Consider the following 24,186-nt stretch of genomic DNA (forward strand, 5'->3'; position numbering starts at 1 on the left):
GGGGATTCCGGTAGACGCGGTCAGTGCCGCGAGGGACGCGCGCCCGTCCAGCTCGGCGGTCGCGTCGATGATGGCGAGCATTCGCCCCGCAACGGTGTGGTCATCCATGGCCGCGGCCCCGACGTGTCGGCAAAACAAACCGATAGTCCCGAACGTATCACTGGGTGACATGCAAGTCTTCTCCCCGGCGGGTGAGCGGCGAATCCTGAGGGGGTAGGCAATCTTCGGTTCGATCCACCATCAAAGGGATGATCACCATGCCTATCCTCGAGCAGTCCGTCCTCATTGCCCGCCCCGCGTCGGAGGTGTGGGACTTTCTCGCAGATCCGGCGAACTGGCCGTCCTGGGAGTCGTCGATGCTCGAAATGGAGCAGGTCACCGACGGGCCGCTCGGGTTGGGCACACGGTGGCGCGGAGTGACCCGGGTCCTCGGCAAACAAATCGACTGGGTGGCGGAGTTCACCGAGTTCGATCCCCGAAGGCGACCGTCTCCAGATCCGTGGAGAGCACGATCGACTTCACCACGACGATGAGGCTCGAGGAGGTCGACGGCGGCACCCGGTTCACGTATCGGACCGACACCGAGACCGGTCTCGGTGGCGTGTTCGGCAAACTCGCCGACCTCTTCGTCACCAAGGCCGCCGAACGCTCGCAGCGGGCAAGCCTGGACAACCTCGCCGACCTGTTGGCCGAGGACAGCTGATTCCTGACGGGCCGCCTAGCCGACGTGCCTGCGCAGCCAGGTGACCTCTGCGCCCTCGCCGCCACTGCGGTACGGCTCGAGTGCCTCGTCCCAGGCCGTGCCGAGCGCGGCGTCGAGCTCGGAGGCCAGCTCCCCCGTGCTGCCGTGCGCCTGCATCAGCGCGCGCAGCCGCATCTCGCCGAGGATCACGTCGCCGTTCGCGCTCATCGCGCCGCGCCACAGCCCGAGCCCGGGGACGTGGCTGAACCGCTCGCCGTCGACGCCGTCGCTGGGATCCTCGGTGATCTCGAACCGCAGCATCGGCCAGGACCGCAGCGCGGTGACCAGTCGCGCACCGGTGCCCACCGGCCCGACCCAGTTGCTGGTCGCGCGCAGCAGTCCGGCCCCGGCGGACTGCGATGTCCACTTGAGGTTGGCTGGGCTCTCGAGGGTGGCGGTGAGCGCCCATTCGACGTGGGGGCACACCGCGGCGGGCGACGAATGCACGTAGAGCACACCAGTCGTCGCATCGGCGAACTGATTCAACGCGCGCACAAGCACCTCCGGCTCAGACGAGGGACGTCTTCCCCAACGACCTCATATGTGCCTGTCGCGCGATTTGCGTCACCAGTGTGCCCTGTGCGCCCCCTGTTGCGCCAGTTATAGAAGGGATTGGTGTGATCAATCGCCTGCGAGCTCGGCCAGCACGGCCTCGCTCAGCGGCGGCCAGGCGGCCTTGGCCCAGTCACCGAAGGCCCGGTCGGCCAGCGCGACGCATGCGATCGAACGGTCCGGGTCGACCCACAGAAAGGTCCCGGACTGACCGAAGTGGCCGTAGGTCGACGGCGAGTTCGTGGCACCCGTCCAATGCGGCGCCTTGCCGGACTTGATCTCGAAGCCGAGCCCCCAGTCGTTGGGCCGCTGGACGCCGTAGCCGGGCAACAGGCCGTCCAGGCCGGGGAACTGAACCCTGGTGGCCTCCCGCGCCGTCTCGGCCGAGATCAGGGTCGGACTCAGCAGCTCCCGGGCGAAGCGCGCCAGGTCGGCCGCGCTGGACCGGGCGCCGTGCCCCGCCGGACCGTCGAGGGCCGACGCCGACATGCCGAGCGGGGCGAACACCGCCTCGGACAGGTAGTCAGGGAACGCGATCTCGGTCTCCGTCGCGATGAGGTCGGCCAGCACCTCGAATCCGGCGCTGGAGTAGATCCGCTTGGTCCCTGGCGCGCTCTGCACCGTCGGCTCGCCGAACGCCAGCCCTGAAGTGTGTGCGAGCAGGTGCCGCACGGTGGCGCCGGGCGGCCCCGCGGGCTGGTCGAGCTCGATCGCGCCCTCCTCGACGGCCACCAGCGCGGCGTACGCCACGAGCGGCTTGGTCACCGAGGCGAGGGCGAACACCCGGTCCTGGTCCCCGGCCGCGCCGATCCGCCCGTCCGGACCGATCACCGCCACCGCGGCGTGGTCGACGGGCCAGTGTTCGATCGCATCGAGGCTGTGCACCCGTGCAGCCTACGAGACCGCGCTCAGCCCTCCGCCAGCCTGGCCAGCCCAGCCGCCACAGCCGGATCCGCACCCGATGCGGACTGCAGCGCGGACAGGAACGTCCCGGCCAGTACCTGCTCGAGGACCGACCGCTCGATGTCCGCGCTCGCCAGCCAACGCAGGCACGCCGCCTTCTCGAACGCCAGGCAGCCCTCGATCACCATGACCGCGATCTCGCTCGGCGCATCGATGCCGAGCGCGTCGAGGATCAGCTCGAACGAGGCCGCGTCCACCCGGCGACCGAGTTCGGCGAGGCCCGAACTCCCGCCGGCCCGCATCAAGGCCTGCCAGCCGACGCTGTGCAGCTGCACGTGATCGAGGTAGGCCCCGAGCCCGGCCATCAGCCTGCCGAGCAAGGGTCCCTCGCCGGTGGCCGCGGTCAGGTCCGCGATCATCTTGTCCGCCGCGGACTCCATCGCCGCGAAGACGAGCGCATCCTTACCGCCGAAGTAGTGGTACAGCAGCCCGACGGACACCCCGGCCTCGGCCGAGATCTCTTGCACGGAAAGCCGTTCCGGCTCCCGAGTGGACAGCGCACGCAGGGTCGCCTCGATCAGCTCGCTGCGACGCTGCTCGGTCGTCAGCCGGGTGCGTTGTTCGGGCATCGGCGCCCCTCCCCTCGGTCGCGCTCACTCTAGGGGCTCGAAGGCTATTGAAATGGCGTTCAACAGAGGCTACCGTCGAAGTCGCTATTGAATCCACTTTCAATACAGGAGTCCGACATGACGCAGAGCGGCACCAACCTGGAAACAGAACGCTGGATCGAGACCACCGCAGGCCCGGTACATCTGCGCGAGCGCGGCGCCCCGACCGGCAGCCCGCTGCTGTTCGTGCACGGCGCGCTCGTCGACAGTCACCTCTGGGACGGCGTCGCCGACCGGGCCGCGGCGCTCGGATACCGGTGCCTGCTGCCGACGCTCCCCCTCGGCTCGCACACTCGGCCGATGAACCCCGGCGCCGATCTGAAGCCGCCAGCACTGGCCGACCTGGTCGCAGAGGTGGTCGGGCAGCTCGGACTCAGCCAGGTCACGGTGGTGGGCAACGACACCGGCGGCGGCCTGAGCCAGATCCTGACCGCCCGCCATCCCGATCTGGTGCGGACGCTGGTCCTCACCGCCTGCGATGCCTACGAACAGTTTCCGCCCCGGTCGCTGCGCGCCTTCTTCGCACTCGGCAGGGCGCCCGGCGTCCTCGCCCTCGGCGGGCAGCTCATGCGGCTGCGGGCGGCGCGGCGGTTCGCGATACCCCGCCCCCTCAGCCATCGCGGGCCCGGCGACGAGGTGATCGCCGGCTGGACCCGACCGCTGCGGGACCCCATGCTGCGCCGGGACACCGTCAAGTTCTTCGCGGGATCGACGCCTCGCACACCCTGGCCGCCGCGCGGCACCTGCGCACCTTCACGGGCGGCGCGTTGCTCATCTGGGGCAGCGACGACCGCGTCTTCGCCCTGGACCTGGGCCGCAGGCTGGCCGCCGACATCCCGAACTCCCGGCTCGAGATCCTCGACGACTGCGGCGCGTTCGTGCCCCTCGATGCGCCGGACCGGGTCGCCGGTCTCATCGACGAGTGGCTGACCGGATAGACAGCGGCGCCGGGCGGCTCGACTGAGCTGCCCGGCGCCGTGGAGGTGTTACTAGCGGTCCGCGTCGGTGTACTTGATGACGCCGCGCAGGTTCTTGCCGTCCAGCATGTCCTGGTAGCCCTCGTTGATCTGCTCGAGGCTGTAGGTGTTGGAGATCATGTCCTGCAGGTTGAGCTGACCCGACTTGTACATATCCAGCAGCATCGGGATCTCGTGGCGCGGGTTGGCGGCACCAAAGACGTTGCCCTTGAGCGTCTTCTGCAGCATCGCGAAGAGGAAGAGGTTCATCTTCACGTCCATGTCGGACATTTTGCCCATCGAGGTCACGACGCAGGTGCCCGCTTTGGCGGTCAGGGTCAGCGCCGGATCCACCAGCGCGCCGTCCATCTCGCCCATGGTCAGGATGACCTTCTGGCACATCTTGCCCCAGGTCAGCTCCATGACCGGGACAATGGCCTCCTCCATGCTCGCGAAGGCGTGGGTGGCGCCGAACTTGAGGGCCTGCTCGCGCTTGAACGGAACCGGGTCGATGGCGATGACGTGGCGTGCACCGGAGACCACAGCGCCCTGCAGCGCAGCCATGCCGACGCCGCCAACGCCGACGATCGCGACGGTGTCACCGGGGCGGACCTGCGCGACGTTGGTCGCCGAGCCCCAACCCGTCGTCGTGCCGCAGCCGACCAGCGCGGCGACCTCGAACGGGATGTGCTCGTCGATCTTGACGGCGGAGTACTCGTGCACGGTCATGTACGGCGAGAACGTGCCGAGCAGGGCCATCGGGATGACGTTCTGACCGCGGGCCTGGATGCGGTACGAGCCGTCGGAGATGGACTGGCCGGTCAGCAGGCCCCCGCCCAGGTCGCAGAGGTTCTGGTGACCCTGAGTACACGGGTCACAGGCGCCACAGGCCGGGATGAAGGACATGACGACGTGGTCGCCCTCCTTCAGCCTCTTCACGTTCGGGCCGACCTTGGTAACCACGCCCGAGCCCTCGTGGCCGCCGAGCACCGGGAACGACGGCATCGGGGTGGCACCGGTGACGAGGTGGTGGTCCGAGTGGCACATGCCGGCCGCTTCCATGCGGACCTGGACCTCACCCTCGCGCGGGTCACCGAGCTCGATCTCTTCTACCGACCACGGCTCGTTGAGACCCCAGAGGAGCGCGCCTTTTGTCTTCATTTGGTTCCGGCCTTTCGTCCGCGTCAGCTACTCGTGATCGAGGTGACGGTGATCACAGCGGACACGATATCCTGAAAGTCGGCAAATTGGAACACGTTCTAGAAGGATTTCGTGCCATGGTCTAACGAAGTTAGAAAAGACCAGTACAAAGGGGGTTCCGGCGCCGACACACGGGGACTCCCACCTCCACCCCTGGCGCCGATCCTAGCCCCTAACTGGACGGGCGTCCGTCAGCCGATGACGTCGTGCAGGTGATGGATCGGGTCGTGCACGAAATAGCGCGCGAGCGAGTCAACCGTGAACACGGATCCGTCGCTGCGCAGTCCCCGTCGACCCCGGTCCGCGGGCGGGACCGCGGCAAACGCGTCCGCCACGGCGGCCGCGGCGGCACCGAGCTCGGCCGCGACCACCTCCGGGTCCTGCTCGCCGTAGCGCTCGGCGACGGCGGTCTCATCCTGATCCCAGTTCGCGAAGTGTGGGTCGTCCTGCGCGAGCATCAGCTCCAGGCGCTCCAGGAAGATCCGGAACACGTCCCGCACGTGCGCGGAGTACTCCAATGCCGACCAGGTCTGCTCGTCCGGCCGCACGGCCACCTCCGGCCGCGCCAGCACCGCGGGCCAGGCCGCCGCGTTCGCGCGGACCAGGCCGGGTATGTCGTCGTACTCCACCGCACCGGCATCGAATCCGCAGTCGGCGCAGGGACGCTCGAGAACCCAGGTCCAGTTCTTGGTGTCGGGCGGGATCGTCATGGGTTCAGGCTAGCGATCGCGCCCCGGGTCCGCGCGACGGAGACTGATGTCGAGAGCGCGCGCCTCGTGCCCATGTCCGACCCACTCATAGCCGACGACCGTGACCACCGGCGCCAGCATCACCACGATCAGGCACCACGCCATCGAGACCCCCTGTGCGGCAATGACGACCGCGAGAACCAGGGTCGCCCCGGTGCCGACGAGAAGGATCAGGTGGAACGGATCGGGCACCCGCACGAGGTAGGCGTAGAGCAGGTAGATGGCGCCGATGAACACGGCGACGGGTATCGCCACGGCGAGCACCGTGGCCACCGCACCGACGTGCGCGACGTGCTCGATGTAGTAGGCCGCGACATGCAGCCCCGCCCCGACCGCCGCGAGCGACGCGAAGATCAGGATGTGGCCGTAACCCCAGACGAAGCAACGGTTTCGGTACACCTCGAGCACCTCGGCCGACGGGAGCATGTAGTAGACCCACCACAGCCCGAAGGTGAGCCCGATCCCGGCGATCGCGACCAGCACCGCATCGAGCGTCCACCCCTGCCTGCCCACGACGGCCGAGAGCGACGCCACCGTGCCGATCACGCCCTCCCCCAGCGTGATGATGACCAGCAGCCCGTGGCGCTCGACGATGTGGTGCACGTGCCATGGCGTCCCGCCCTTGTTCCGCTCGGCGATGACGGGTCCGCTGAGCTCGAGCAGCATGAGCACCACGCCGACTGCGAACACCTGCTCTAGGGTGAGCGGCGCGATGACCACCGCCACCCAGCCGACCTGAGCGATGACGAGGGTCACGGCGTACGTCAGCGCCGCGGGGCGGTGCGCCGGATCGTGCTTGGCCGCGCGCAACCACTGGAAGACCATGGCCACGCGCATCACGATGTACCCGGAGACCATCACTGAGTTGTCGAGCTCGACCCCGCGGTCGATGGAGGCGAACATCTGCGGCAGACCGAGCGCGAGGATCACCACCCCGACCATCTGCACCATCGTGGTGACCCGGTAGACCCAGTCATCGGTGTCGTAGGCGGAGGCGAACCAGGAGAAGTTGATCCAGGCCCAGATGATCGCGAACATCGCGAACCCGAACCCGGCGAGGCCGCTCCCGAGGTGGCCCTCCGCGACGAGGTGCGCGAACTGCTCCCCTGCGACGCCGAACGCGACGACGAACGCCAGGTCGAAGAGCAGTTCGAGCGGGGTCGCGGACCGGTTCGCCTCGTCCGGGTCGCGACCGACCATCCGCTGCACGCGGTGGGCGTAGTAGCGGGCGGTCCCCGCCGGCTGTTCGGCTGTGCTCATGGTCGGGCTCCCCTGCCAGGGTCCGCAAACGATCGATGCGGTGAAACCTACCGGCACTGAAGGCGCGAGGGTGGCATCTCGAGTGGGGCGGGCGGGGCTCGAACCCGCGACCAATGGATTATGAGTCCACGGCTCTAACCGACTGAGCTACCGCCCCATGGGCCACATCAAGAACATCAGTGGCCCGCCGAAATGCTACCGGCCCCGCTCACCCCATTGTCCGCCGAGGGTGTCGGACCGCGGCGCACGCAGCTGCACGTGCCGCCGAACGCAAGAGGACCCCGCCACACGATGTGTGACGGGGTCCTCCCGGATGCTCCCCCGGCTGGACTCGAACCAGCAACCGTCCGATTAACAGTCGGAAGCTCTGCCAATTGAGCTACAGGGGATTATTCCGTCAGCCGTTCGTTTCCGTTTGGCTGCGGACAGACTTTAACCCATCCCCCACCCAGGTACCAAATCGCCTGCCCGGAGGCCCATCAGGCAGACTGTTGAGAGGCTGGTCGGAGGAGGAAAGCAGGGATGATGCGCTTGTTGATCGCTGTCGGCGTCGGGTACGTGCTGGGGACCAAGGCGGGCAGGTCGCGCTACGAACAGATCAGCAAGGCCGCCAAGGCCGTGGCGGCCAGCCCCGCCACCAAGAAAGTCATCGACGTGGGCAGGCAGAAGCTCTCCGACAGCCTGAACACGCAGCCCCGACTCGAGCCGCTCGAGGCCATCGACTCGGACACCACGATCTACGTCCCGCGCGACCGCAAGTAGGGCGGCCCGCTACAGGTCGTCGGAGCTGTCTCCTACGGCCTGTTCGAGCAGGCTGCGCCGGTACTGCTCGAGCGCGACAAGGTCGCCGAACAAGGACATGTACTCGTCGGGCTGGTCGGCCTGCGACATCCGCTGCAGCTTCGACTTGAGGTCGGCCACCTGATTGCCCACCCACACCTCTTGCAGCCGGGCCAGCACCCGCGGGATGTAGGCAGGCACGTCCGAGGCCCGCATCGGGTCAACGGCCAACTCGGTGACCAGCGACTGCAGCGGCTCGGCTCGCTTACCGACCGCCTCCATCCACTCGGCACCGCCGAGCCCCGCGCCGGTCCCGCCTGCCTCCGCGATCGCGTCGCGCACCAGCGCGTACGCGGATGGGTGAACGATTCGGACGGCAGCGAGTCGAACACCGAGCCGGCGATCGCCGGGTACTGCAGGGCCGACTTGAGCGCCTCCCGCTGCGGCCACAGGGTCGGGTCCGTTGGGTTCGGCCGGGCGGGACCCGCAGGCACCCCCGCGGCGCCCTGCTCCGGCACCCGGCTCCGCTCCTGCCGCTGCGGCCCGCGACCCGACCTCGGTGAGTTCCTGCGGGCCTCCTCGCGGACCCGCTTGATCACTGTCGGGATGTCGTCCCAGCCGATCCAACCGGCGAGCTGACGGGCGTAGTCCTCACGCAGCGCCTCGTCCTTGATCCGGGCGACCACCGGCACCGTCCGGCGCAGCGCCTCGACCCGGCCCTCGCCGGTGTCGAGGTCGTGCTCGGCGAGCAGGGATCGGATCACGAACTTGAACATCGGGATGCGCCGGGCGACCAGGTCGCGCACCGCGGCGTCCCCCGCCGACTGGCGCAGTTCGCACGGGTCCATCCCGTCCGGCGCCACCGCGACGTAGGTCTGCCCCGCCATCTTCTGATCGCCCTCGAACGCCTTGAGCGCCGCCGCCTGGCCCGCGGCGTCGCCGTCGAAGGTGTAGATCACCTCGCCGCGGAAGTAGCTGTCGTCCATCAGGAGTCGGCGCAGCATCGCCAGGTGGTCCTCGCCGAACGCGGTGCCGCAGGCGGCGACGGCTGTCTTCACCCCGGCCAGGTGCATGGCCATCACGTCCGTGTAGCCCTCGACGACCACCGCCTGGTGACCCTTCGCGATGTCCCGCTTGGCCAGGTCCAGACCGAACAGCACCTGAGACTTCTTGTACAGCAGGGTCTCTGGTGTGTTGATGTACTTGCCCGGCATGGTGTCGTCATCGAACAACTTGCGGGCGCCGAAGCCGATGACGTCGCCGCCGAGGTTGCGGATCGGCCAGACCAGCCGACGGCGGAAGCGGTCGATCGGGGTGCCCCGCTTGCCGGGCGTGGCCAGGCCGGCGTCGATGATCTCGTTCGCCTCGAATCCCTTGACCATCAGGTGCTTGGTCAGGGTGTCCCAGCCGTCCGGCGCGTAGCCGCAGCCGAAGGTGATTGCGGCCTGGCCGTCGAAGTTGCGCTCGGTGAGGTAGTCGCGGGCGGTCTGGGCGTCCGGTTCCCGCAACCGTGCCGCGTAGAACTCCTGGGCGGCCGCGTTGGCCGCCACCAGCCGCGCCCTGGTGCCGCGGTCGCGCTGCACGGAGGGGCCGCCGCCCTCGTAGGAGATCGTGTAGTTGAGCCGGTCGGCGAGCTGCTCGACGGCCTCGACGAAGGAGATGTGCTCGATCTTCTGTATGAACGAGTACACGTCGCCGCCCTCGCCACAGCCGAAGCAGTGGTAGGTCCCGTGGTTGGGGCGGGCGTGGAAGGAGGGCGACTTCTCGTCGTGGAACGGGCACAGGCCCTTCATCGAGTCGCCGCCGCTGCGCTTGAGCGCGACGTACTCCCCCACGATGTCTTCGATATGGGTCCGGTCGCGGATGGCCGCGATGTCTCGTTCAGGAATTCGGCCGGCCACTCGAGCAGTGTAGGCGCTATCCCCAGCTCGCCTGAGCGCCGAGGCTCTGCTTGTCGACGCGTTCGAGCCGACTCTCGGTGTACGAGGCGATCTGGTCGACGATCACCCTGGTCCTGGCCGCGTCGTCCGCTGCCCGCTCCCATGCGGAGAGCAGCAGCGGGTCCAGCCCGGACGGCGCCGTGCGGTGCAGCCATTCCGAGACCCGATGGATGCGGTCGCGCTGCCGGTCCTGCTTGGTGCGGTGCCCGGCGTCGGACATCACGTACCGCAGCGCGACGGTCTTGAGTAGCGCCACCTCCGCGCCGACCACCGGCGGGATCTCCAGGTCGGCGGAATACCGCGAGAGCGGGCGATCGCCGGCGACCCGGCGGGTCTCGGTCACGGCCGCGGTGGCGAACCGCCCGACCAGCTCGCTGGTGAGGTTCTTCAGTGCCACCGAGCTGGCCAGTGTGCCGTCGAAGCTTCCGCTCGCGCCGACCACCACCGGCAGCACGGACAGCCGCCGCGCGGCCTCGACCAGATCGTCGACGATGAGCCCGCGGAACTCCGAGGCGCCCATCTCCGCCAGCGCCCGCTGCTCGGCGGGGTCCGCGAGCGCGCGCAAGTCGATGCGACCGGCGATCACGCCGTCCTCCACGTCGTGCACCGAGTAGGCGACATCGTCGGCCCAGTCCATCACCTGTGACTCCAGGCAGCGTCGCCGCCCTGGGGCGCCCTCACGCACCCAGGCCAGGATCTGGGCGTCGTCGTCGTAGGCGCCGAACTTGGCGCCGGGCGCCGGACGCGTCCACGGGTACTTGATCGACGCGTCGAGCGCCGCGCGGGTGAGGTTGAGCCCGACGCTGCGCCCGTCGCCATCGAGCACCTTCGGCTCCAGGCTGGTGAGGATCCGCAGGTTCTGGGCGTTGCCCTCGAACCCGCCACAGTCCGCGGCGACCTCGTCCAGCGCCTTCTCGCCGTTGTGCCCGTACGGCGGGTGGCCGATGTCGTGGGCGAGCCCGGCGAGGTCGACCAGGTCCGGGTCGCAGCCGAGGCCGTCCGCGATGCTCCGGCCGATCTGCGCGACCTCGATCGAGTGGGTGAGCCGGGTCCTCGGGGTGTCGCCGTCGCGCGGACCGACCACCTGGGTCTTGTCGGCGAGCCGCCGCAGCGCCGCACAGTGCAGCACCCGGGCCCGGTCCCGCGAGAAGTCGGTGCGCCGGGCCGAGGTGCCGGGCAGCCCGCCGCTCTTCGGCGCCTCCGCCACCCGCCGCTCCAGGTCGTGCTCGGTGTAGTCCGCCACCAGATCAGCCGTCATCACTGTCCCGCGGTGTAGGGGAAGTCCGCGGAGAAGTGGGTGAGCTGATACCAGATCAACGCCCCTGTCTCCCTTGCGATCCCGTGCGCCTGCGACTCCCGGGTGAAGACGGCGGGCCCCTGCCGGGTCGGCGCCGTCCATGCCTCGAGCCCGGCGTCACGGGCCATGGTCCTGGTGCGCAGCGAGTGCCACGGATCGCTGACCAGGACGGCCGAGTTCATGTCGCGCTCGCCCATCTCCCGGCTCACGCCCTCGATGCTCCGCAGGGTGTCCGAACCCTCCTCGACGGCGATGATCCGGTCGCCGGGCACGCCGCGACCGATCAGGTAGTTCCGCCCCGAGGCAGCCTCGGTGTAGACGTCACCCTCCTGCTTGCCGCCGACGGTGACCACCGTCGGAGCGACGCCCCTGTTGAACAGCTTTACTGCCTGCTCCAGGCGTGCCTCGAACACCGAGGACGGCGTCCCCGAGTACTGGGCCGCGCCGAGCACGACGATGGCGTCGGCCTTCGTCGGGTCGTCGATCCGGGCGACCTGCCATACGCGTGCCGCGGTGCCGCCGACCAACAGCAGGCCCATCAGCACGGCACCGGCGATGGTGCGGCGTGTCCAGCGGGCAAGGGTGCCCCCGAAACCGAGCCGATCGGCTTCGCGCACGCGCACAACTGGTGAACTCACTCCGCAAGTCTGCCAGCCGCACGCCCCTGTGCGCGCCACGGCGCGCCCGAGCCACAGCCATCCGAGCCGTTCTGCCGGATCCGGGCCAGAGAACGACGAACGCCCCCACCCGATCGTGGGGCGTTCGTCAGGGCGCTGCCGTCAGCTGAACGACGTGAGCAGCTGAAGGAAGTTGGATCCGAGCAATGAGGCCATGTTGAACTGCGCCAGGATCGTTCCGATGATTTCCACTTCATCCTCCGTGTGTGCGTTTCCCATGGGATGTGACCTGCGCCACGGCCTCGAAAGATAGCGCCAGGCCGTTGCCGCGGATACCCGCCACATGACCGGGGCAGGTACCTGTTTCTCCCGGGAGCGCCCGAACTCCGTTCCGTTCCCTGGCGAAAGCGGCACGGCACTCGGATCACAGCGCGAACTCCGCCGATGCCGATAGATTCAGTGCCATGGCACTCGCACAGTCGCACGCTCGCGGTCGACACGTCTCCCACCGCCTCTCGATCGCCGCGGCAACGGCCTCCGTACTGGCGCTGCTCGGCCTGATCTGCCTGCCCGGCGTGGCGTCCGCGGAGACGCCGTTCCGGATGCCGGGCCAGATCTCCGATCGGGTCGGCGCCCTCGACGACGCCGAGCGCGCCGATGTGCGGGCCGCGCTCGACGCGCTCTTCGACGAGCAGCACGTGCAGCTCTGGGTGACCTATGTCGCCGGCTTCGACGGCATGGACGCCGGACAATGGGCGAGCAAGACGGCGCAGCAGAGCGGGCTGGGCGACAACAGCGCGCTGCTCGCGGTGGCGACCGAGGACCGCGCCTACGCCCTCGACCTGCCACCGAACCTGAGCAACGTCAGCACCGCCGAGATCGACAGCATCGAGCAGGACGCCATCGTTCCCGCTCTGCGACAAGATGATTGGGCCGGTGCTGCGATCGCGGCCGCGGGCGGTATCGACGACGCGATGAGCTCGTCGGGGTCCGGATCCACCGCCAAGTACCTGCTCATCGGGGCGGCGTCGTGGTCATCGGGGCCGGCGGCGTGGTGCTGTACTCCCGTCGGAAGAAGGGTGAGCGGATCCAGCAGGGCATCGAGGCGGCCAAGGACGTCGACTGGACGAACCCGACCGCCATCGCGGCCCTGCCGATCGAGACCCTCGATGCCAGGGCCAAGGAGGTGCTGGTGGAGACGGACAACGCGATCCGCACCAGCGAGGAGGAACTGAACCTGGCCCGCGGCGAGTTCGGCGACCAGGCGACCGCGCCGTTCACCGCCGCCTACGACACCGCGAAAACCACCCTCGCCTCGGCGTTCACCCTCCGCCAGCGCCTGGACGACGACATCCCCGAAACACCGGATCAGAAGCGGGACATGCTGATCCAGCTGATCTCGACGTGCAGCCGGGCCGACAAGGAGCTCAATTCGCGGGTGACGGAGTTCGACGGGATGCGCGACCTGCTCCTCGACGCCCCCGCCCGTCTCGACGCCCTCACCCAGGACGTCGTGGAGTTGACCGTCCGGGTCCCGCAGTCGGAGGCCACGCTCGCCGGACTGCAGAACGAGTTCCCGGCGCCCGCGCTCGCGTCGGTCTCGGGGAATGTCGCGATGGCGCAGCAACAGATGGCGTTCGCGGACCAGAACATCACCGCCGGCCGCGAGGCGGCAGCGCTGCCCGCAGGCAAGCAGGGTCCCGCCGTCGTCGCGATCCGGGCCGCGGAGGGTGCCATCGCACAGGTCCGGGAGCTCCTCGACGGCGTCGACCACGCCGCGGACAACATCCGCACCGCCATCGCCACCCTGCCCGCGGCCCTCGACGACGCCCGCAAGGACATCGCCGCCGCGGCCACGTTGGCCCAGCACGGCGGCCAGCCCCTCGCCTCGGCCAAGGCCGCGACCGAGTCTGCGCTGGCGCAGGCCGAGGCTCTCAAGGACAGCGACCCGCTCGGGGCGTTCACCGCGATCGTCAAGGCGGACAACGAACTCGACACCGTCCTGGCCACCGCGATGGATGCCAAGGAACAGACCGAGCGGGCGGCGCAGCGCCTCGCCCAGGACCTCACGGTCGCCCAGTCGCAGATCACCGCGGCCAAGGACTACGTCAACACCCGCCGCGGCGCCGTCGGCGCGGAGGCCCGCACCCGGCTCTCGGAGGCGGAGCGCCATTTCGACGCCGCCCGCCAGCTCAGTCAGTCCGACCCGGCGAAGGCGCTACAGCACGCGAAGGCCGCGGGCGACCTCGGCGCACGGGCACTGAGACTCGCGCAGAGCGACGTGCAGTCCTGGGAGGCGAGTAGGCAGCCACGGAACTCCGGGAGCAACACCGGCGCGATCCTCGGCGGCATCCTGATCGAGTCGATGATTCGCGGCGGGATGAGCGGCGGCTGGGGCAACCGCGGCGGTGGAGGCGGAGGCGGAGGCCGCGGCCCCGGCTCGTTCGGCGGTCCGAGCAGTTCCGGACGGATCAGTCGCAGCGGGCGGTTCTAGGCCGCGGTCATGCGCTGACCTCGATCACGTCGAGGGCCCGCTCGATCGCGTCGGCGAGGGTGCTGCGCTCGTCGTCTGCCCACATGAACAGCCCGGCTACCAGCGCGGCCAGCACGGATGACGCTGCTACGCGGGCCACGTCGCCGGTCGCGCCGTCGGCGACGAGCTGATCGATGATGGCGCGCTCGGTGTTTCCCGTCGACCGCCACACGTCACCACGGAGAGACGGCGTGCTCGCCGCGATGCGAATCCGCCGCCGGATCAGCGGCGCCTCGGGTTCGGGCAGCGTCCGCCACGCCGCACGGATGCCGCGGGCCGCCCGGATGAACGGGGGCAGGTTGCGCGGCTGGCCTGCGATCGCCGCCGTCAACACGGGGTCGTACCGATCGTCGAGCACGCGAATCTCCTTCACGGGGAGGTGGCTAGGCGAGCCCGAGCGAGCGCGCGAGGGTCGGCCAGGCCTTGGGTAGCTGGTTCTCCCAGTAGATCCAGGCGTGGGTTCCCCGCGGTTCGAAGTCGAAGGTCGCGGGGATCTTCAGGTCCTGCAGACGGGACTGGAGCCTGCGGGTGCAGGCGTTTGCCGCCGCCTCGATGGATCCACCGACGAACACTCGGTCGTTGTAGTCGGGCAGGTCGGGCGTGTCGTACCGGCCGGGCAACCCCGAAGCCACCGAGACGTAGATGTCCTTGCCGCGCAGGGCTTCCGCGTTGCGCGGTGAATCATGCGCAGCCCATCCCGGCCCGGCGAAATCGCCCCAGACATTCGCCGGGTCGCCGCCCCTCGACGACACCGTCGCCAGCACGCTCAGACGCCCCAGGTCGTCGGTCGTCGAGTAACAGCCGCTGAACACCGCTATGCCGCGGTACATCTCGGGGTGCCGAGTGGCGAGCATCATCGCCCCCTGCGCTCCCATGGAAGCACCCATCAGCGCCTTGACACCGTTGGTCTTCAGCCGCGCATCCAACAGGGGAGGCAGTTCCCTGGTGATGAACGTTTCCCACTTGTGCAGACCGACGCCCGGGTCGATCCGGTCCCAGTCGGTGTAGATACCGGACACGCCGCCGTTGATCATCACGACGTTCACGTTCTTGTCCGCGAAGAACTTCGGTACGCCGCCGTTGGTGACCCAACCGCTGGTGTCCTCCCCCGCATCGACCCCCTCGAGTGCGTAGATCGAGGGCCTCGGCACCGAGTTGTCCCTCGGCAGCGCGACCTCCACGCCGACGTTGCGGCGCAACGCAGCCGAGGCCACCGTGAAGCGGACGAGCTGCTCGGACTTGCGCTCCTCGCCGACGATCGCCGCGGTGGTGATGTCGTCGCGTAGCGCCGGCAACGGCGGGTGCTCGTTCTGAAGCGGACCGGGGATCGTCGACCCGGAACTGACGCTGCCCCCGTCGGAACTGGCCCCGCCACTACCACTGGCCAGGCTTCCACTCGCGCTGCCCGAGCTTCCGGCGTCCGGTGTGGCCAGCGCCGATGGCGCGATCGGCAGGGCGACGAACGTGGCCAGCGAGATGGCGCCGACACCGGTTCGCAGGGTGCGCCATCGCATCGAGCGCGACCCCACTGAACTGCCCGTTGTAGCTTCCAGAAATTCACTGGTAGAGCGAATCGAATCTGCGGACACGGCAACTTTCCTGATCGTCGAGGCGCCATGACGGCGCATTCACGGATCGACGAACACCCCCACCTGGCGGGTGGGGGCGTTCGTCGGAGAGCTGTCAGGAGCCGAGTGATCCGGTACCGAGCGATCCCGTGCCGCCCGGGTTACCTCCCGGGTTGCCGCCGCCGGAGAGGTTCACGGTCGACGAGCTCGACGTCGACTCCTTGAATCCGGTTGCGCCGCTGTAGACGGCGGTGATGGCGTGCGCCCCGTCGGTGGTGAAGGTGTGCTTCAGGGTGGCGGTGCCGTTGTTCACGGGGACGGCGCTGCCGATGTTGGTGGCGCCGCCCTTGAACTGGACGGTGCCGGTGGCGCCCGCGGGGCGACGGTGGCGATGAGGTCTACGGCGGTGCCGGTCTTGGCGGTGGCCGGGACGGTGAGGGTCGTCGTGGTGTCCACGATGACCGGATCGGCGCTGACGGTCACGGTCGCCGCAGCCGAGGTGGACGGCTTGTTGGTGGCGTCACCGCTGTAGACCGCGGTGACCGGGTGGGCTCCGTTGGTGGCGAAGGTGTGCTTGAGGGTGGCGGTGCCGTTGTTCACGGGGACGGCGTTGCCGATGTTGGTGGCGCCGTCCTTGAACTGGACGGTGCCGGTGGCGGCCGCGGGGGCGACGGTGGCGGTGAGGTCGACGGCGGTGCCGGCCTTGGCGGTCGCCGGGACGTTCAGCGTGGTGGTGGTGTCGGAGACCGCCGAGCCCACGGTGATCGTGGCCAGCGGGCCGGCACCGGCATTCAGCGCGCTACCTTCGGCGTCCCGCGGTGAGCAGTAGGTCGGCGCCCAGATCGTGCCGCCGAGCCAATGGCTGACCTGAGGAAGGAAGGTGAGGAACGATTCCGGGCTGCCGTACTGTCCGGCGGCTCCGGCCGTGCGCAGCTTGGGCTCGATGGTCCCGCTCGCAATGGCCTTGAGAGTGATCCGAAACTTGGGGAAGGCAACGCTGGTTGTGTCGCCGGACTGGGCGTTGATCGCCAGGCCGCCGTGCGAGTTCGTGGATGAGCTGGGCCCGTTACCGATGGTGACGTTGTCGCCCGACACCCTGAGGATCTGTCCGGCGGGCGACGGGTTTCCGGACTCGTCGACACGGATCACCGATGCGGCTGCCCCAGCGGTCATGTTGCCGGGATCGGCGATCGCAGCAGATACGAACTCGGAGTTCGCCGGGATCGGGATGTCGATCTTGGGGCGTGACATCTTCCCCAACGAGGCGCCACTGACACTGTTCGGGATCTGGACGGTACCCGGATCGATCTCCAGGTCGAATGCCTCGCCGGGCGCGACTGTCGGTGGCGCCGAGACCTTCACGGTCGTGGGCTTGGTGCCGGAGGTGGGGCCGGACCACGCGCTCGGCACGGCCTTACACGTCACCTGGAAGGTCGACGTCGTGGTGATCGGGCCAGCGGGCGCGGCAGATGCGGAGAAGCCGCCCACCGCGGCCGCGCCGACGATGAGCGCGGTCAACGAGGTGACGCGTAACAGAGGTGCAGACATTGTGTCCTCTTCAAATAGGGGGAAGCCCGAGGCTGGTTGCGCCGATCTGTGCACCGCAGGCTGGACAATTCCGCTACACGTTCAAGGCCAACGGCACCCAGGGGTGGGAGCCGCTGACCGCCAACCAGCGGACGCCGCAGTGGCAGGCTCAGCCGTCCGAGCAACCGAGCGAGCCCGTGCGTATCTCATGAGGTGTGACCTGCGCCACGACATCGAAGGTTAGCGACGGGCCGGCCCCGGGCATATCGGCCACGTGACGGGGGAAGGTACCTGTCTTCTCCTCGGCGACCGGGCGTGCCACCTCGGATTCGCGCGGGGTCAACACGTATGCGACCGGTGCCGTCCGGGGCGTGTCGGTGTGGGAGTGAGCGGATTGACACAAGTTTCGCCCGGCATACTCATGATTTCGTATGTGAATCAGGCCGGAATTCGGGACATATACGACATCCGTGGCCCCTTCTTCACTGTGGCGACAGGCCCGCGTGACACCGTTGATACGCAAACCGGCCAGTCGTCCAGCGCTGTGCCACAGATCATCTAAGGTTGGGCCGTCATTTGCGCGCACCGCCGTGACGCATGCCCAATACCGCAGGAGCGCAGAACTATTCGTTCATCACACAGGGTCCTACGTACCGCACTGATCTCGGCGATCGTCGCAGGGGTGGCGTTGGCGGGACCCACCACGGCCGCGGCCCAAGAGTCAGCAGAGGCATTCGGTTCGAGCTCGTCCTCGTGCAGCTTCATCCAACAGATCGGTTCGTTGTTCGGTTCCTCGGATTGCGAGGCCTCGCCGCGCTCGTCGACGCCGGATCGCGCTGCCGATCAGACGGCGGATCGCGCTGCCGATCAGATGGCGGCGGACATCGCCAGGCTGACCAACGAACACCGGAAGCGGAACGGACTGTCCGCGTTGAAGTTCAACGCGGACATGTCCGAGGTCGCCCAGTCGTGGAGCAGCCGGCTCGCCAAGGCCGGGACGCTGTCGCACAACCCGCTGTACAGCAAGGAGATCCCGAAGGGCTGGCGACTCGCTTCGGAAAACGTGCTCCAGAACTGGAACCAGGCGTCGGCCGAGCAGCTCGTCAAGCAGTGGATCAACTCGCCCGGCCACAACGCGAACATGCTGAACCCCGACATCACTGATATCGGCGTCGGCTACCACGTCGGACCGGATGGCCGGGCCTGGGCAACCCAGAACTTCGCCCGGTACTGAGCAGGTATCGGCGCAGGCCCCGCCCCAACCTGGTTCCGGATCAGGCCTGCCGATCCCGCTGGTTCTCGGCGATCCAGGCCACGATCTGAGTTCGGGAGGTGAACCCGAGCTTGGCCAGGATGTGCTCGACGTGGCCCTGGGCGGTTCGGGGAGAGATCACCAGCATCGACGCGATCACCTTGTTCGTGTGGCCTGCTGCGACCAGGCGTGCCACCTCGGATTCGGGCGGGGTCAACACGGATGCGAGGACAGGGGCGCTGTGCTCATGTTGTTGCGTACCTACTCGCGAACACCCTGCCGGCAGTTCTCCGGCGTCAGGTGTTCCCGGGCCGGCTGCTCGATCCCTGCTCGACCATCCACGCCACAACCTGGATACGGGAGGCGAATCCGAGCTTCGCGAGGATCTGCTCGACGTGTCCCTGCACCGTGCGCTGGGAGATCACAAGCTGCGCGGCAATCGCCTTGTTGGTCAGGCCCTGAGCCACGAGCGCGGCGACCTGCCGCTCGCGCTGGGTCAGCGCCGACAGCGATCCCGAGGGCTGCCCCTCCTCCGACTCGGGGAGTTCGTCGAGCGCGAACGCGATCGCCTCCTCTGGGCTCCACCCCGCACCTTCTCGAACGGCCCCCTCGTACCCCCGATCGCCGAGGGCCCGACGGGTCTGCTGCTCGCATTCCGCGTGGTGCGCCTGCAGCGTGCGGGCAACCACTCCGGCGCTGCCGACCGCTGCCCACATCGTCTCCACCGCGCCCAGCAACAGCGCCGCCCGTCGCGCGCGATTCTCCGCGGAGGCGATCCACGCCAACGTCTCGACACACATCGCGGCGGCAAGCATGTCGTCAGCCGAACGGGACAGCCGCAGGCCCTGCTCGAGGAGGCCCGCGGCGCGCGGTGGATCGGCCTCCCACAGCGCGAGCCCGAGGGCGCAGGCCGCATATGCCCGGTAGACGAACTCGCCGGTTCGTTCGCTGATGGCCAGGGCTTCTTCTTGGTAGCTCATTGCCCTGGCAGCGTCGCCGAGCAGTCCGGACGCCAGGGTGAGTCCGAGCAGTGTCGAGATCTGCCTGAGGTTGTTCCCCTGGTCCTGGAACGCTGCGAGGGCCTTCTCCCACCCGGCGAGCGCGCCCGGCAGATCCCCGGCAAAGGCAGCGATGTATGCGCTCGCGTGGATGACCGCCACGCGCATCGTGTCGTCGTCCAGTTGCTCCGCGAGGTCGTGTGCCCCCGCCGCCAGCGCGGTCGCCGACGCGATGTCGCCCTGATACCCGGCGAGCAGGCTGTTGGCACACAACGCTTTCACCCTGTCGACGGTCGCTTCGTCCCCGTGCAGATCGAGCGCGCAGTCGAGCCAGTATCTGCCCTCGCGAAGGAGACCACGGGAGAGCCAGAACGGGAAGAGGGCCACGGCGATCTGCAGGCCCGTGTCGGCCTCGTCAGGCTCGCTCATGCAGAAGTGCAGTGCCTCGCGCAGGTTTGTCTGCTCGCGTCCCAGCCGGGCCATGAGCTCGACTTGGCGGGGACCGATCCACTCGAATCTCGTCGTCGAGACCAGATCCCTGTGCCAGATCAGATGCCGTCGCCGGAGGACCGCGATGTCGTCCGGGGCGAGCAACTCCTCGCGGCCGTATTCGCGCAGTGTCTCGAGCATCCGGTATCGCACCACCGCCCCCGCGCGCTCACAGATCAGGATGGACTTGTCGACGAGCGAGGCCAGCACGTCGAGCACCTCGTCCACCGGCCGATCGCCTGCGCAGATCCCCTCCGCCGCATCGAGTTCGAACCCGCCGGAGAAGATCGTCAACCGACCCCACAGCTCGCGTTCCGCTTCGGTGCACAGTTCGCGGCTCCAGTCGATGGACAACCTGAGCGTCTGCTGCCGGGTCGGCGCTCCCCTGCGGCCACCCGTGAGCAGCTGATACCGATCGGACAGTCGGTCGAGAATCTGATCGGCCGACAGTGTCCGCAGCCGGACCGCCGCCAGCTCGATGGCGAGTGGGAGCCCGTCGAGCCGGTGACAGATCTGCGCCACGGCCACGCGGTTGTCCTCGCTGAGGGCGAAACCGGGCACTGCGACGGCGGCGCGTTCGAGGAACAGGGTCGCCGCCTCGTAGCGAGCAAGGTCCTGCAGCGACGGCGGCTCAGCGGGGTCCGGCACCGCAAGCGACGGGACTCGCAACACGGCTTCGCCGCCGACGGAGAGGGCCTCACGACTTGTCGCCAGGATCCGCAGCCCAGGACAGCGTCGCAACAGGGCCGTTGCGAGGGACGCAACGGCGTCCACCACCTGTTCACAGTTGTCGATCACGAGCAGCAGGCGCCGATCACGGAGGTGATCTGCCAACATCTCGAGCGGCGGCTCGCTCGAGATGTTCCGCGGCGCAATCGTGGCGGCCACCATGCCTGCGACCAGATCAGGATCGTGCAGGTCGCCGAGCTCGACCAGCCACACCCCGTCCTCGAAGTCGCGTCTCGAGTCGGCGGCCACCCGCAAAGCCAGCCGCGTCTTGCCCACACCGCCGATACCGGTCAACGTCAACAGCCGCGACGACGACAACAGTCGCCTCGACTCGGCCGTCTCGTTGCGGCGTCCGACGAAGCTGTTCAGTTCGAGGGGAAGATTCCCGGCCACCTTGCCACGGATGGTGGGCGGCATCGTCACTCCCATCTCTCCCCCGGCGCAGCGCCGCGAACGATATCGGCCGGAAACTCGCCTCGTGGGGAAAGCTCCGACTTGACACTTTAGCGTGAACTGTAACGCCATGACCGCGCGTCCCGTCGCGCGGATGCGAGATGCCCTCGCGTACGGCGGGGGCCAAAAACAGGTACCTCCCCCCGTCATCTCGCCGTGGTGCTCGACACAGCCCCCGCGAAGTATGAGATTCACCAGTTCTGCCCAGCGTGAAGTCGAGGTTCCCGATGCTCTTGCTCACACGACCGCCGCAGTCGACCCGCCCGTCGCCGGAGGTATTGATGATCCGGAACTGCGCGCGCTGCGGGACGCTGCTGAGTCCGGGGAGTTCCTCGTGCGATACCTGCGGAGGCAAGGACCTGCCGAAGATCCCGTCGACGGGACTCGGGGAGATTCGAACATGGACCGTCGTCGATCGCGAGTCCCCCGACAGGTGCGGCGATCCGATGCCGTGCCTGCTCGCGGTCGTCGCGCTCGACGACGGGCCCTGGATCTGTACCTGGCTCGAGGGCGAGATCGCGGTCCGCTCGGACCAGCACGTCCGCGTCCAGTTCGACCACACGGCCGCTGGCGACCGGTATCCCGTCTTCTGCGCCTGCGGCGCCGAGCGGGACCAGGAGTTCCCCACCGACTGACCGACACCACCCGACGACCGGTACAGATTTCAAGGATCAACCCGAGGAACCAATAACGAACCTACGCCGATAGTGCAGAAGTATTCAAATTCAATTATGTGAATGGCGCTCTATCTCGATATTTCTCCGCCCCCGACAAAGGTCGGCACGGGCGGCATTTCTGCATTGCCGGAACATTCGATTAACCGGATATCCGCACCAACCGACAACTTTTCGTTGTCAATCCATCGGACACATGGGCCGGTGCCGCAACCGAGACCCAGACAGGCCATTTCGACGACCATCATGCAGCATTCAACATGCTTCTTTACCTGCACTTATGCTCCACATTCTGCAAGTCCTACGCGCACCGATCACGGACCCTCGACGCGAACACCCCGTGAACTCCCAGTGAATTGAGGATCCCCCTCGGCCCACATTCCCGAGGGAACTGGACGCGCGCCAACTTGTTTTCTTTTTCGCTCACACAGCGACGTGTCGGCGTGGTAGAAATTGTCGCGGCCGCAACTGCCCCCTGGTTGCGGTCGCACCAAATTCAGGAAATCAAGTTCAAGGAGAAAACAATGGCAACCTTCCTCACCGTCCTCACCGCGCTCGGCAACGCCGCCGCGGTTGGCAACCTGCTGAACAACTTCAGCTGACGGCTCGGCCCGGGGCCGGTGCTCTCCCGAGGTGCACCGGCCCCAAATGACCGCCACACCGGCGGTCGAGAGTGGGTCGCCTCCCCCCGGCACACGCGCCGGCGGGCGACGAGAATGCGACGCCGGGACAGCCCTGCGTCGGGAAAGTCCGCGGTCACCACGCGAACCTGACCGCACCAGCGAAAAGTAGGGAATACATGTCTTCGAACACAGTCCGCCGCATCGCCGCTCTCGCGGCGGCCGCCGCCCTTCCCGCCGGCCTGCTCATGACCGGCGTCGGAGCCGGCGTCGCGAACGCAGCCGACCCGGCCTGCCCCCAGACCAGTCACACCACCAAGAACGACGGCAGCACCTGGGGGGTCACCCACACCTATGACAAGAGCGTCGCGGTGACCGAGGCCGCCGCCGGCACCAACGTCACCTACAAGATCGTCGTCGGCACGACCGGAATCGGTAACCCGTTCGTCTGGTCCATCTGGGACTACCCGCCGGCTGGCTTCGGCAAGCCGATCTCGGCGAAGGTCACCGCTTACCACGCCGTCCTGGGCCAGCAGACCGAGGCCGTCACCCCAGAGCCGATCGAAGACGGCTGGAGCGTGAACAGCACCGGATGGAGGGTCGACTCCGGCAACCCGGTAACCGCCGAGTTCACCTACAAGGTCCCGGACAACATCGCTGCCGGCACGAAGGTCTTCAGCGGAGGCATGGCCTCAGGCGGCACCGTCGGCGTCGGCACCACCCAGCTCGGCCTCAGCTCCTGCTTCACCGCGCGTGCGAAGAACCCGGGAGAGGCCGCCCTCGGCAGCCTCGACGGCGCCGGCCTCGGGTCCAGCGAAGGCCAGATGAGCTCCACCGGCTCGATCAGTGACGTCCTCGGCGACACCATCACGCGAGTCCTCAAGAACGGCAGCTAGACCCAGCACCCGGGTGCTGGGCACCCGCCGCTATACCCCGTGTGCTCGGCGCGCGACCGCCGCGCGCCGAGCACACGGCCCCGAAACCCACGGCTGCGACCTCGATGTCGACGGTTGCACACGAGCGGACCAAGGAACACCATGACATCACGGAAGATCACCCGCGGCGTCGCCGCAGGCGCGGCAACAACACTGGCCATCGGAGCACTCGCCGTCCTCGGCGCAGGCGTTGCCGGCGCCGCCCCCGGCTCCATCACCTGGGACGACGGCAGCTCCCGCTACACCCGATACATCAGCAACACCTCCCCCGCGGTCGGCGAGACGATCACCGTGTCAACGAAATTCGAGCGGACCAGCTGGGTCGATGAGTTCATCTACAACATCAAGGACCGCCATCACTCCTGCCTGACCTACGTCCCCGGCTCCGCTAAGATGGCCGGCAACGACGGCAGCTACCCGGTCCAGAACCCCGAGGTCAACGCAAATGAGGCCTACGTCCGCGCCGAATGGGGCGTCACCGAGTGGTCCGTCCAGGCCCGCCCCGGCTTCAACCGGACCCCCATCTTCAGCGTCCGCTACAAGGTCGGCGAGAACTGCCCCCGCGACACCGCCCTGCCCACCGGCATCGACTACGGCGGATCACTCGGCAGCGGCAACTACGGCAACAAGGGCCCGTCGATCACCGTAGGCGCCTCCAGCACGGTTCCCGGCTCCGGTTCCGTCGATACCGGCAGCCTCGGCTCGCTGTTCGGCTCCTGACAACCCACACCGTGAAGGGGTCTG

Annotated in this window: 20 protein-coding genes, 2 tRNA genes and 6 pseudogenes; 9 read left to right on the forward strand and 19 right to left on the reverse strand. The window is 68.3% G+C overall.

What is annotated here, in order from left to right; translation table 11 throughout:
- Nucleotides 1-21: 21 nt before the first annotated feature.
- Nucleotides 22-171: pseudogene (locus tag BTZ20_RS29855) on the reverse strand (hypothetical protein); the annotation flags it as partial.
- Nucleotides 172-248: 77 nt separating this feature from the next.
- Between BTZ20_RS29855 and BTZ20_RS15700 the strand changes: the two are divergent.
- Nucleotides 249-703: pseudogene (locus tag BTZ20_RS15700) on the forward strand (SRPBCC family protein).
- A 15-nt stretch (nt 704-718) separates the two neighbouring features.
- Here BTZ20_RS15700 and BTZ20_RS15705 read toward each other — a convergent pair.
- The 3 genes from BTZ20_RS15705 to BTZ20_RS15715 all read right to left on the reverse strand — a co-directional run bounded on the left by BTZ20_RS15705 (nt 719) and on the right by BTZ20_RS15715 (nt 2,826).
- The gene (locus BTZ20_RS15705; protein ID WP_077042005.1) at nt 719-1,237 is read right to left on the reverse strand and encodes a DUF3145 domain-containing protein; all 519 of its coding nucleotides are present in this window, start codon (nt 1,235-1,237) and stop codon (nt 719-721) included.
- A 126-nt stretch (nt 1,238-1,363) separates the two neighbouring features.
- Entirely contained in the window at nt 1,364-2,179 is an 816-nt protein-coding gene (locus tag BTZ20_RS15710; protein WP_077042006.1) for a serine hydrolase domain-containing protein, read from the reverse strand.
- Between the two features lie 23 nt (nt 2,180-2,202).
- The gene (locus tag BTZ20_RS15715; RefSeq protein ID WP_077042007.1) at nt 2,203-2,826 is read right to left on the reverse strand and encodes a TetR/AcrR family transcriptional regulator; all 624 of its coding nucleotides are present in this window, start codon (nt 2,824-2,826) and stop codon (nt 2,203-2,205) included.
- A gap of 117 nt (nt 2,827-2,943) precedes the next feature.
- On the opposite strand from BTZ20_RS15715, the gene BTZ20_RS15720 reads away from it, so the two are divergent.
- Complete coding sequence (locus BTZ20_RS15720) at nt 2,944-3,795, forward strand: alpha/beta fold hydrolase (protein WP_077042008.1); 852 nt, start codon at nt 2,944-2,946, stop codon at nt 3,793-3,795.
- Between the two features lie 59 nt (nt 3,796-3,854).
- Here BTZ20_RS15720 and BTZ20_RS15725 read toward each other — a convergent pair whose 3' ends face one another.
- The 5 genes from BTZ20_RS15725 to BTZ20_RS15745 form a co-directional block, all read right to left on the reverse strand.
- Nucleotides 3,855-4,982 carry an NDMA-dependent alcohol dehydrogenase gene (locus BTZ20_RS15725; protein WP_077042009.1) on the reverse strand — a complete coding sequence of 376 codons (1,128 nt, stop codon included), beginning with the start codon at nt 4,980-4,982 and terminating at the stop codon, nt 3,855-3,857.
- Between the two features lie 230 nt (nt 4,983-5,212).
- The gene (locus BTZ20_RS15730) at nt 5,213-5,731 is read right to left on the reverse strand and encodes a DinB family protein (protein WP_077042010.1); all 519 of its coding nucleotides are present in this window, start codon (nt 5,729-5,731) and stop codon (nt 5,213-5,215) included.
- Nucleotides 5,732-5,740: 9 nt separating this feature from the next.
- Nucleotides 5,741-7,030 (reverse strand): low temperature requirement protein A, encoded by a 1,290-nt coding sequence (locus BTZ20_RS15735; protein ID WP_077042011.1) that lies wholly within the window; start codon nt 7,028-7,030, stop codon nt 5,741-5,743.
- 83 nt (nt 7,031-7,113) lie between these two features.
- Nucleotides 7,114-7,187, reverse strand: a tRNA-Ile gene (locus BTZ20_RS15740).
- 159 nt (nt 7,188-7,346) lie between these two features.
- Nucleotides 7,347-7,419, reverse strand: a tRNA-Asn gene (locus tag BTZ20_RS15745).
- Between the two features lie 133 nt (nt 7,420-7,552).
- Between BTZ20_RS15745 and BTZ20_RS15750 the strand changes: the two genes are divergently transcribed.
- Nucleotides 7,553-7,792, forward strand: a complete 240-nt coding sequence (locus BTZ20_RS15750; protein WP_077042012.1) for a hypothetical protein — start codon at nt 7,553-7,555, stop codon at nt 7,790-7,792.
- A gap of 9 nt (nt 7,793-7,801) precedes the next feature.
- On the opposite strand, the pseudogene BTZ20_RS29860 reads toward BTZ20_RS15750, so the two are convergent.
- From BTZ20_RS29860 to BTZ20_RS15765, 4 genes and pseudogenes are all read right to left on the reverse strand, one after another.
- Nucleotides 7,802-8,277, reverse strand: a pseudogene (locus BTZ20_RS29860) (DNA primase); the annotation flags it as partial.
- Between the two features lie 101 nt (nt 8,278-8,378).
- Nucleotides 8,379-9,711 (reverse strand): annotated as a pseudogene (gene dnaG, locus BTZ20_RS15755) (DNA primase); the annotation flags it as partial.
- 16 nt (nt 9,712-9,727) lie between these two features.
- Complete coding sequence (locus BTZ20_RS15760) at nt 9,728-11,008, reverse strand: deoxyguanosinetriphosphate triphosphohydrolase (protein ID WP_077042013.1); 1,281 nt, start codon at nt 11,006-11,008, stop codon at nt 9,728-9,730.
- Nucleotides 11,008-11,685 (reverse strand): YdcF family protein, encoded by a 678-nt coding sequence (locus BTZ20_RS15765; RefSeq protein ID WP_077042014.1) that lies wholly within the window; start codon nt 11,683-11,685, stop codon nt 11,008-11,010. Before BTZ20_RS15765 ends, BTZ20_RS15760 begins: the two co-directional genes overlap by 1 nt.
- Before the next feature lie 443 nt (nt 11,686-12,128).
- On the opposite strand from BTZ20_RS15765, the pseudogene BTZ20_RS15770 reads away from it, so the two are divergent.
- Nucleotides 12,129-14,158 (forward strand): annotated as a pseudogene (locus tag BTZ20_RS15770) (TPM domain-containing protein).
- A 7-nt stretch (nt 14,159-14,165) separates the two neighbouring features.
- On the opposite strand, the gene BTZ20_RS15775 reads toward BTZ20_RS15770, so the two are convergent.
- The 4 genes from BTZ20_RS15775 to BTZ20_RS15790 all read right to left on the reverse strand — a co-directional run bounded on the left by BTZ20_RS15775 (nt 14,166) and on the right by BTZ20_RS15790 (nt 17,313).
- Complete coding sequence (locus tag BTZ20_RS15775) at nt 14,166-14,555, reverse strand: TetR family transcriptional regulator (protein ID WP_145982306.1); 390 nt, start codon at nt 14,553-14,555, stop codon at nt 14,166-14,168.
- A 25-nt stretch (nt 14,556-14,580) separates the two neighbouring features.
- Complete coding sequence (locus BTZ20_RS15780; protein ID WP_077042016.1) at nt 14,581-15,711, reverse strand: alpha/beta hydrolase; 1,131 nt, start codon at nt 15,709-15,711, stop codon at nt 14,581-14,583.
- A 169-nt stretch (nt 15,712-15,880) separates the two neighbouring features.
- The gene (locus BTZ20_RS15785) at nt 15,881-16,078 is read right to left on the reverse strand and encodes an Ig-like domain repeat protein (protein ID WP_077042017.1); all 198 of its coding nucleotides are present in this window, start codon (nt 16,076-16,078) and stop codon (nt 15,881-15,883) included.
- Nucleotides 16,075-17,313, reverse strand: coding sequence for an Ig-like domain-containing protein (locus BTZ20_RS15790; RefSeq protein WP_077042018.1), 1,239 nt, complete (start codon nt 17,311-17,313; stop codon nt 16,075-16,077). Before BTZ20_RS15790 ends, BTZ20_RS15785 begins: the two co-directional genes overlap by 4 nt.
- A gap of 661 nt (nt 17,314-17,974) precedes the next feature.
- On the opposite strand from BTZ20_RS15790, the gene BTZ20_RS15795 reads away from it, so the two are divergent.
- Nucleotides 17,975-18,526 (forward strand): CAP domain-containing protein, encoded by a 552-nt coding sequence (locus tag BTZ20_RS15795; protein ID WP_077042019.1) that lies wholly within the window; start codon nt 17,975-17,977, stop codon nt 18,524-18,526.
- A gap of 40 nt (nt 18,527-18,566) precedes the next feature.
- On the opposite strand, the pseudogene BTZ20_RS28160 reads toward BTZ20_RS15795, so the two are convergent.
- Nucleotides 18,567-18,770: pseudogene (locus BTZ20_RS28160) on the reverse strand (response regulator transcription factor); the annotation flags it as partial.
- A gap of 70 nt (nt 18,771-18,840) precedes the next feature.
- Entirely contained in the window at nt 18,841-21,177 is a 2,337-nt protein-coding gene (locus BTZ20_RS15805; RefSeq protein WP_077043755.1) for an ATP-binding protein, read from the reverse strand.
- Nucleotides 21,178-21,494: 317 nt separating this feature from the next.
- Here BTZ20_RS15805 and BTZ20_RS15810 point away from each other — a divergent pair, with 317 nt between their 5' ends.
- The 4 genes from BTZ20_RS15810 to BTZ20_RS15820 all read left to right on the forward strand — a co-directional run bounded on the left by BTZ20_RS15810 (nt 21,495) and on the right by BTZ20_RS15820 (nt 24,162).
- On the forward strand, nt 21,495-21,848 hold the full coding sequence (locus BTZ20_RS15810; RefSeq protein ID WP_189636478.1) for a Zn-ribbon domain-containing OB-fold protein: 354 nt from the start codon (nt 21,495-21,497) through the stop codon (nt 21,846-21,848).
- Nucleotides 21,849-22,330: 482 nt separating this feature from the next.
- The gene (locus BTZ20_RS27290) at nt 22,331-22,489 is read left to right on the forward strand and encodes a hypothetical protein (RefSeq protein WP_189636479.1); all 159 of its coding nucleotides are present in this window, start codon (nt 22,331-22,333) and stop codon (nt 22,487-22,489) included.
- 197 nt (nt 22,490-22,686) lie between these two features.
- Entirely contained in the window at nt 22,687-23,403 is a 717-nt protein-coding gene (locus BTZ20_RS15815) for a hypothetical protein (RefSeq protein ID WP_077042022.1), read from the forward strand.
- 141 nt (nt 23,404-23,544) lie between these two features.
- Nucleotides 23,545-24,162, forward strand: coding sequence for a hypothetical protein (locus BTZ20_RS15820; protein ID WP_077042023.1), 618 nt, complete (start codon nt 23,545-23,547; stop codon nt 24,160-24,162).
- Nucleotides 24,163-24,186: the final 24 nt, after the last annotated feature.

Origin of the sequence: Rhodococcus sp. MTM3W5.2, assembly GCF_001984015.1 — a bacterium.
GTDB lineage: Bacteria > Actinomycetota > Actinomycetes > Mycobacteriales > Mycobacteriaceae > Rhodococcus_G > Rhodococcus_G oryzae.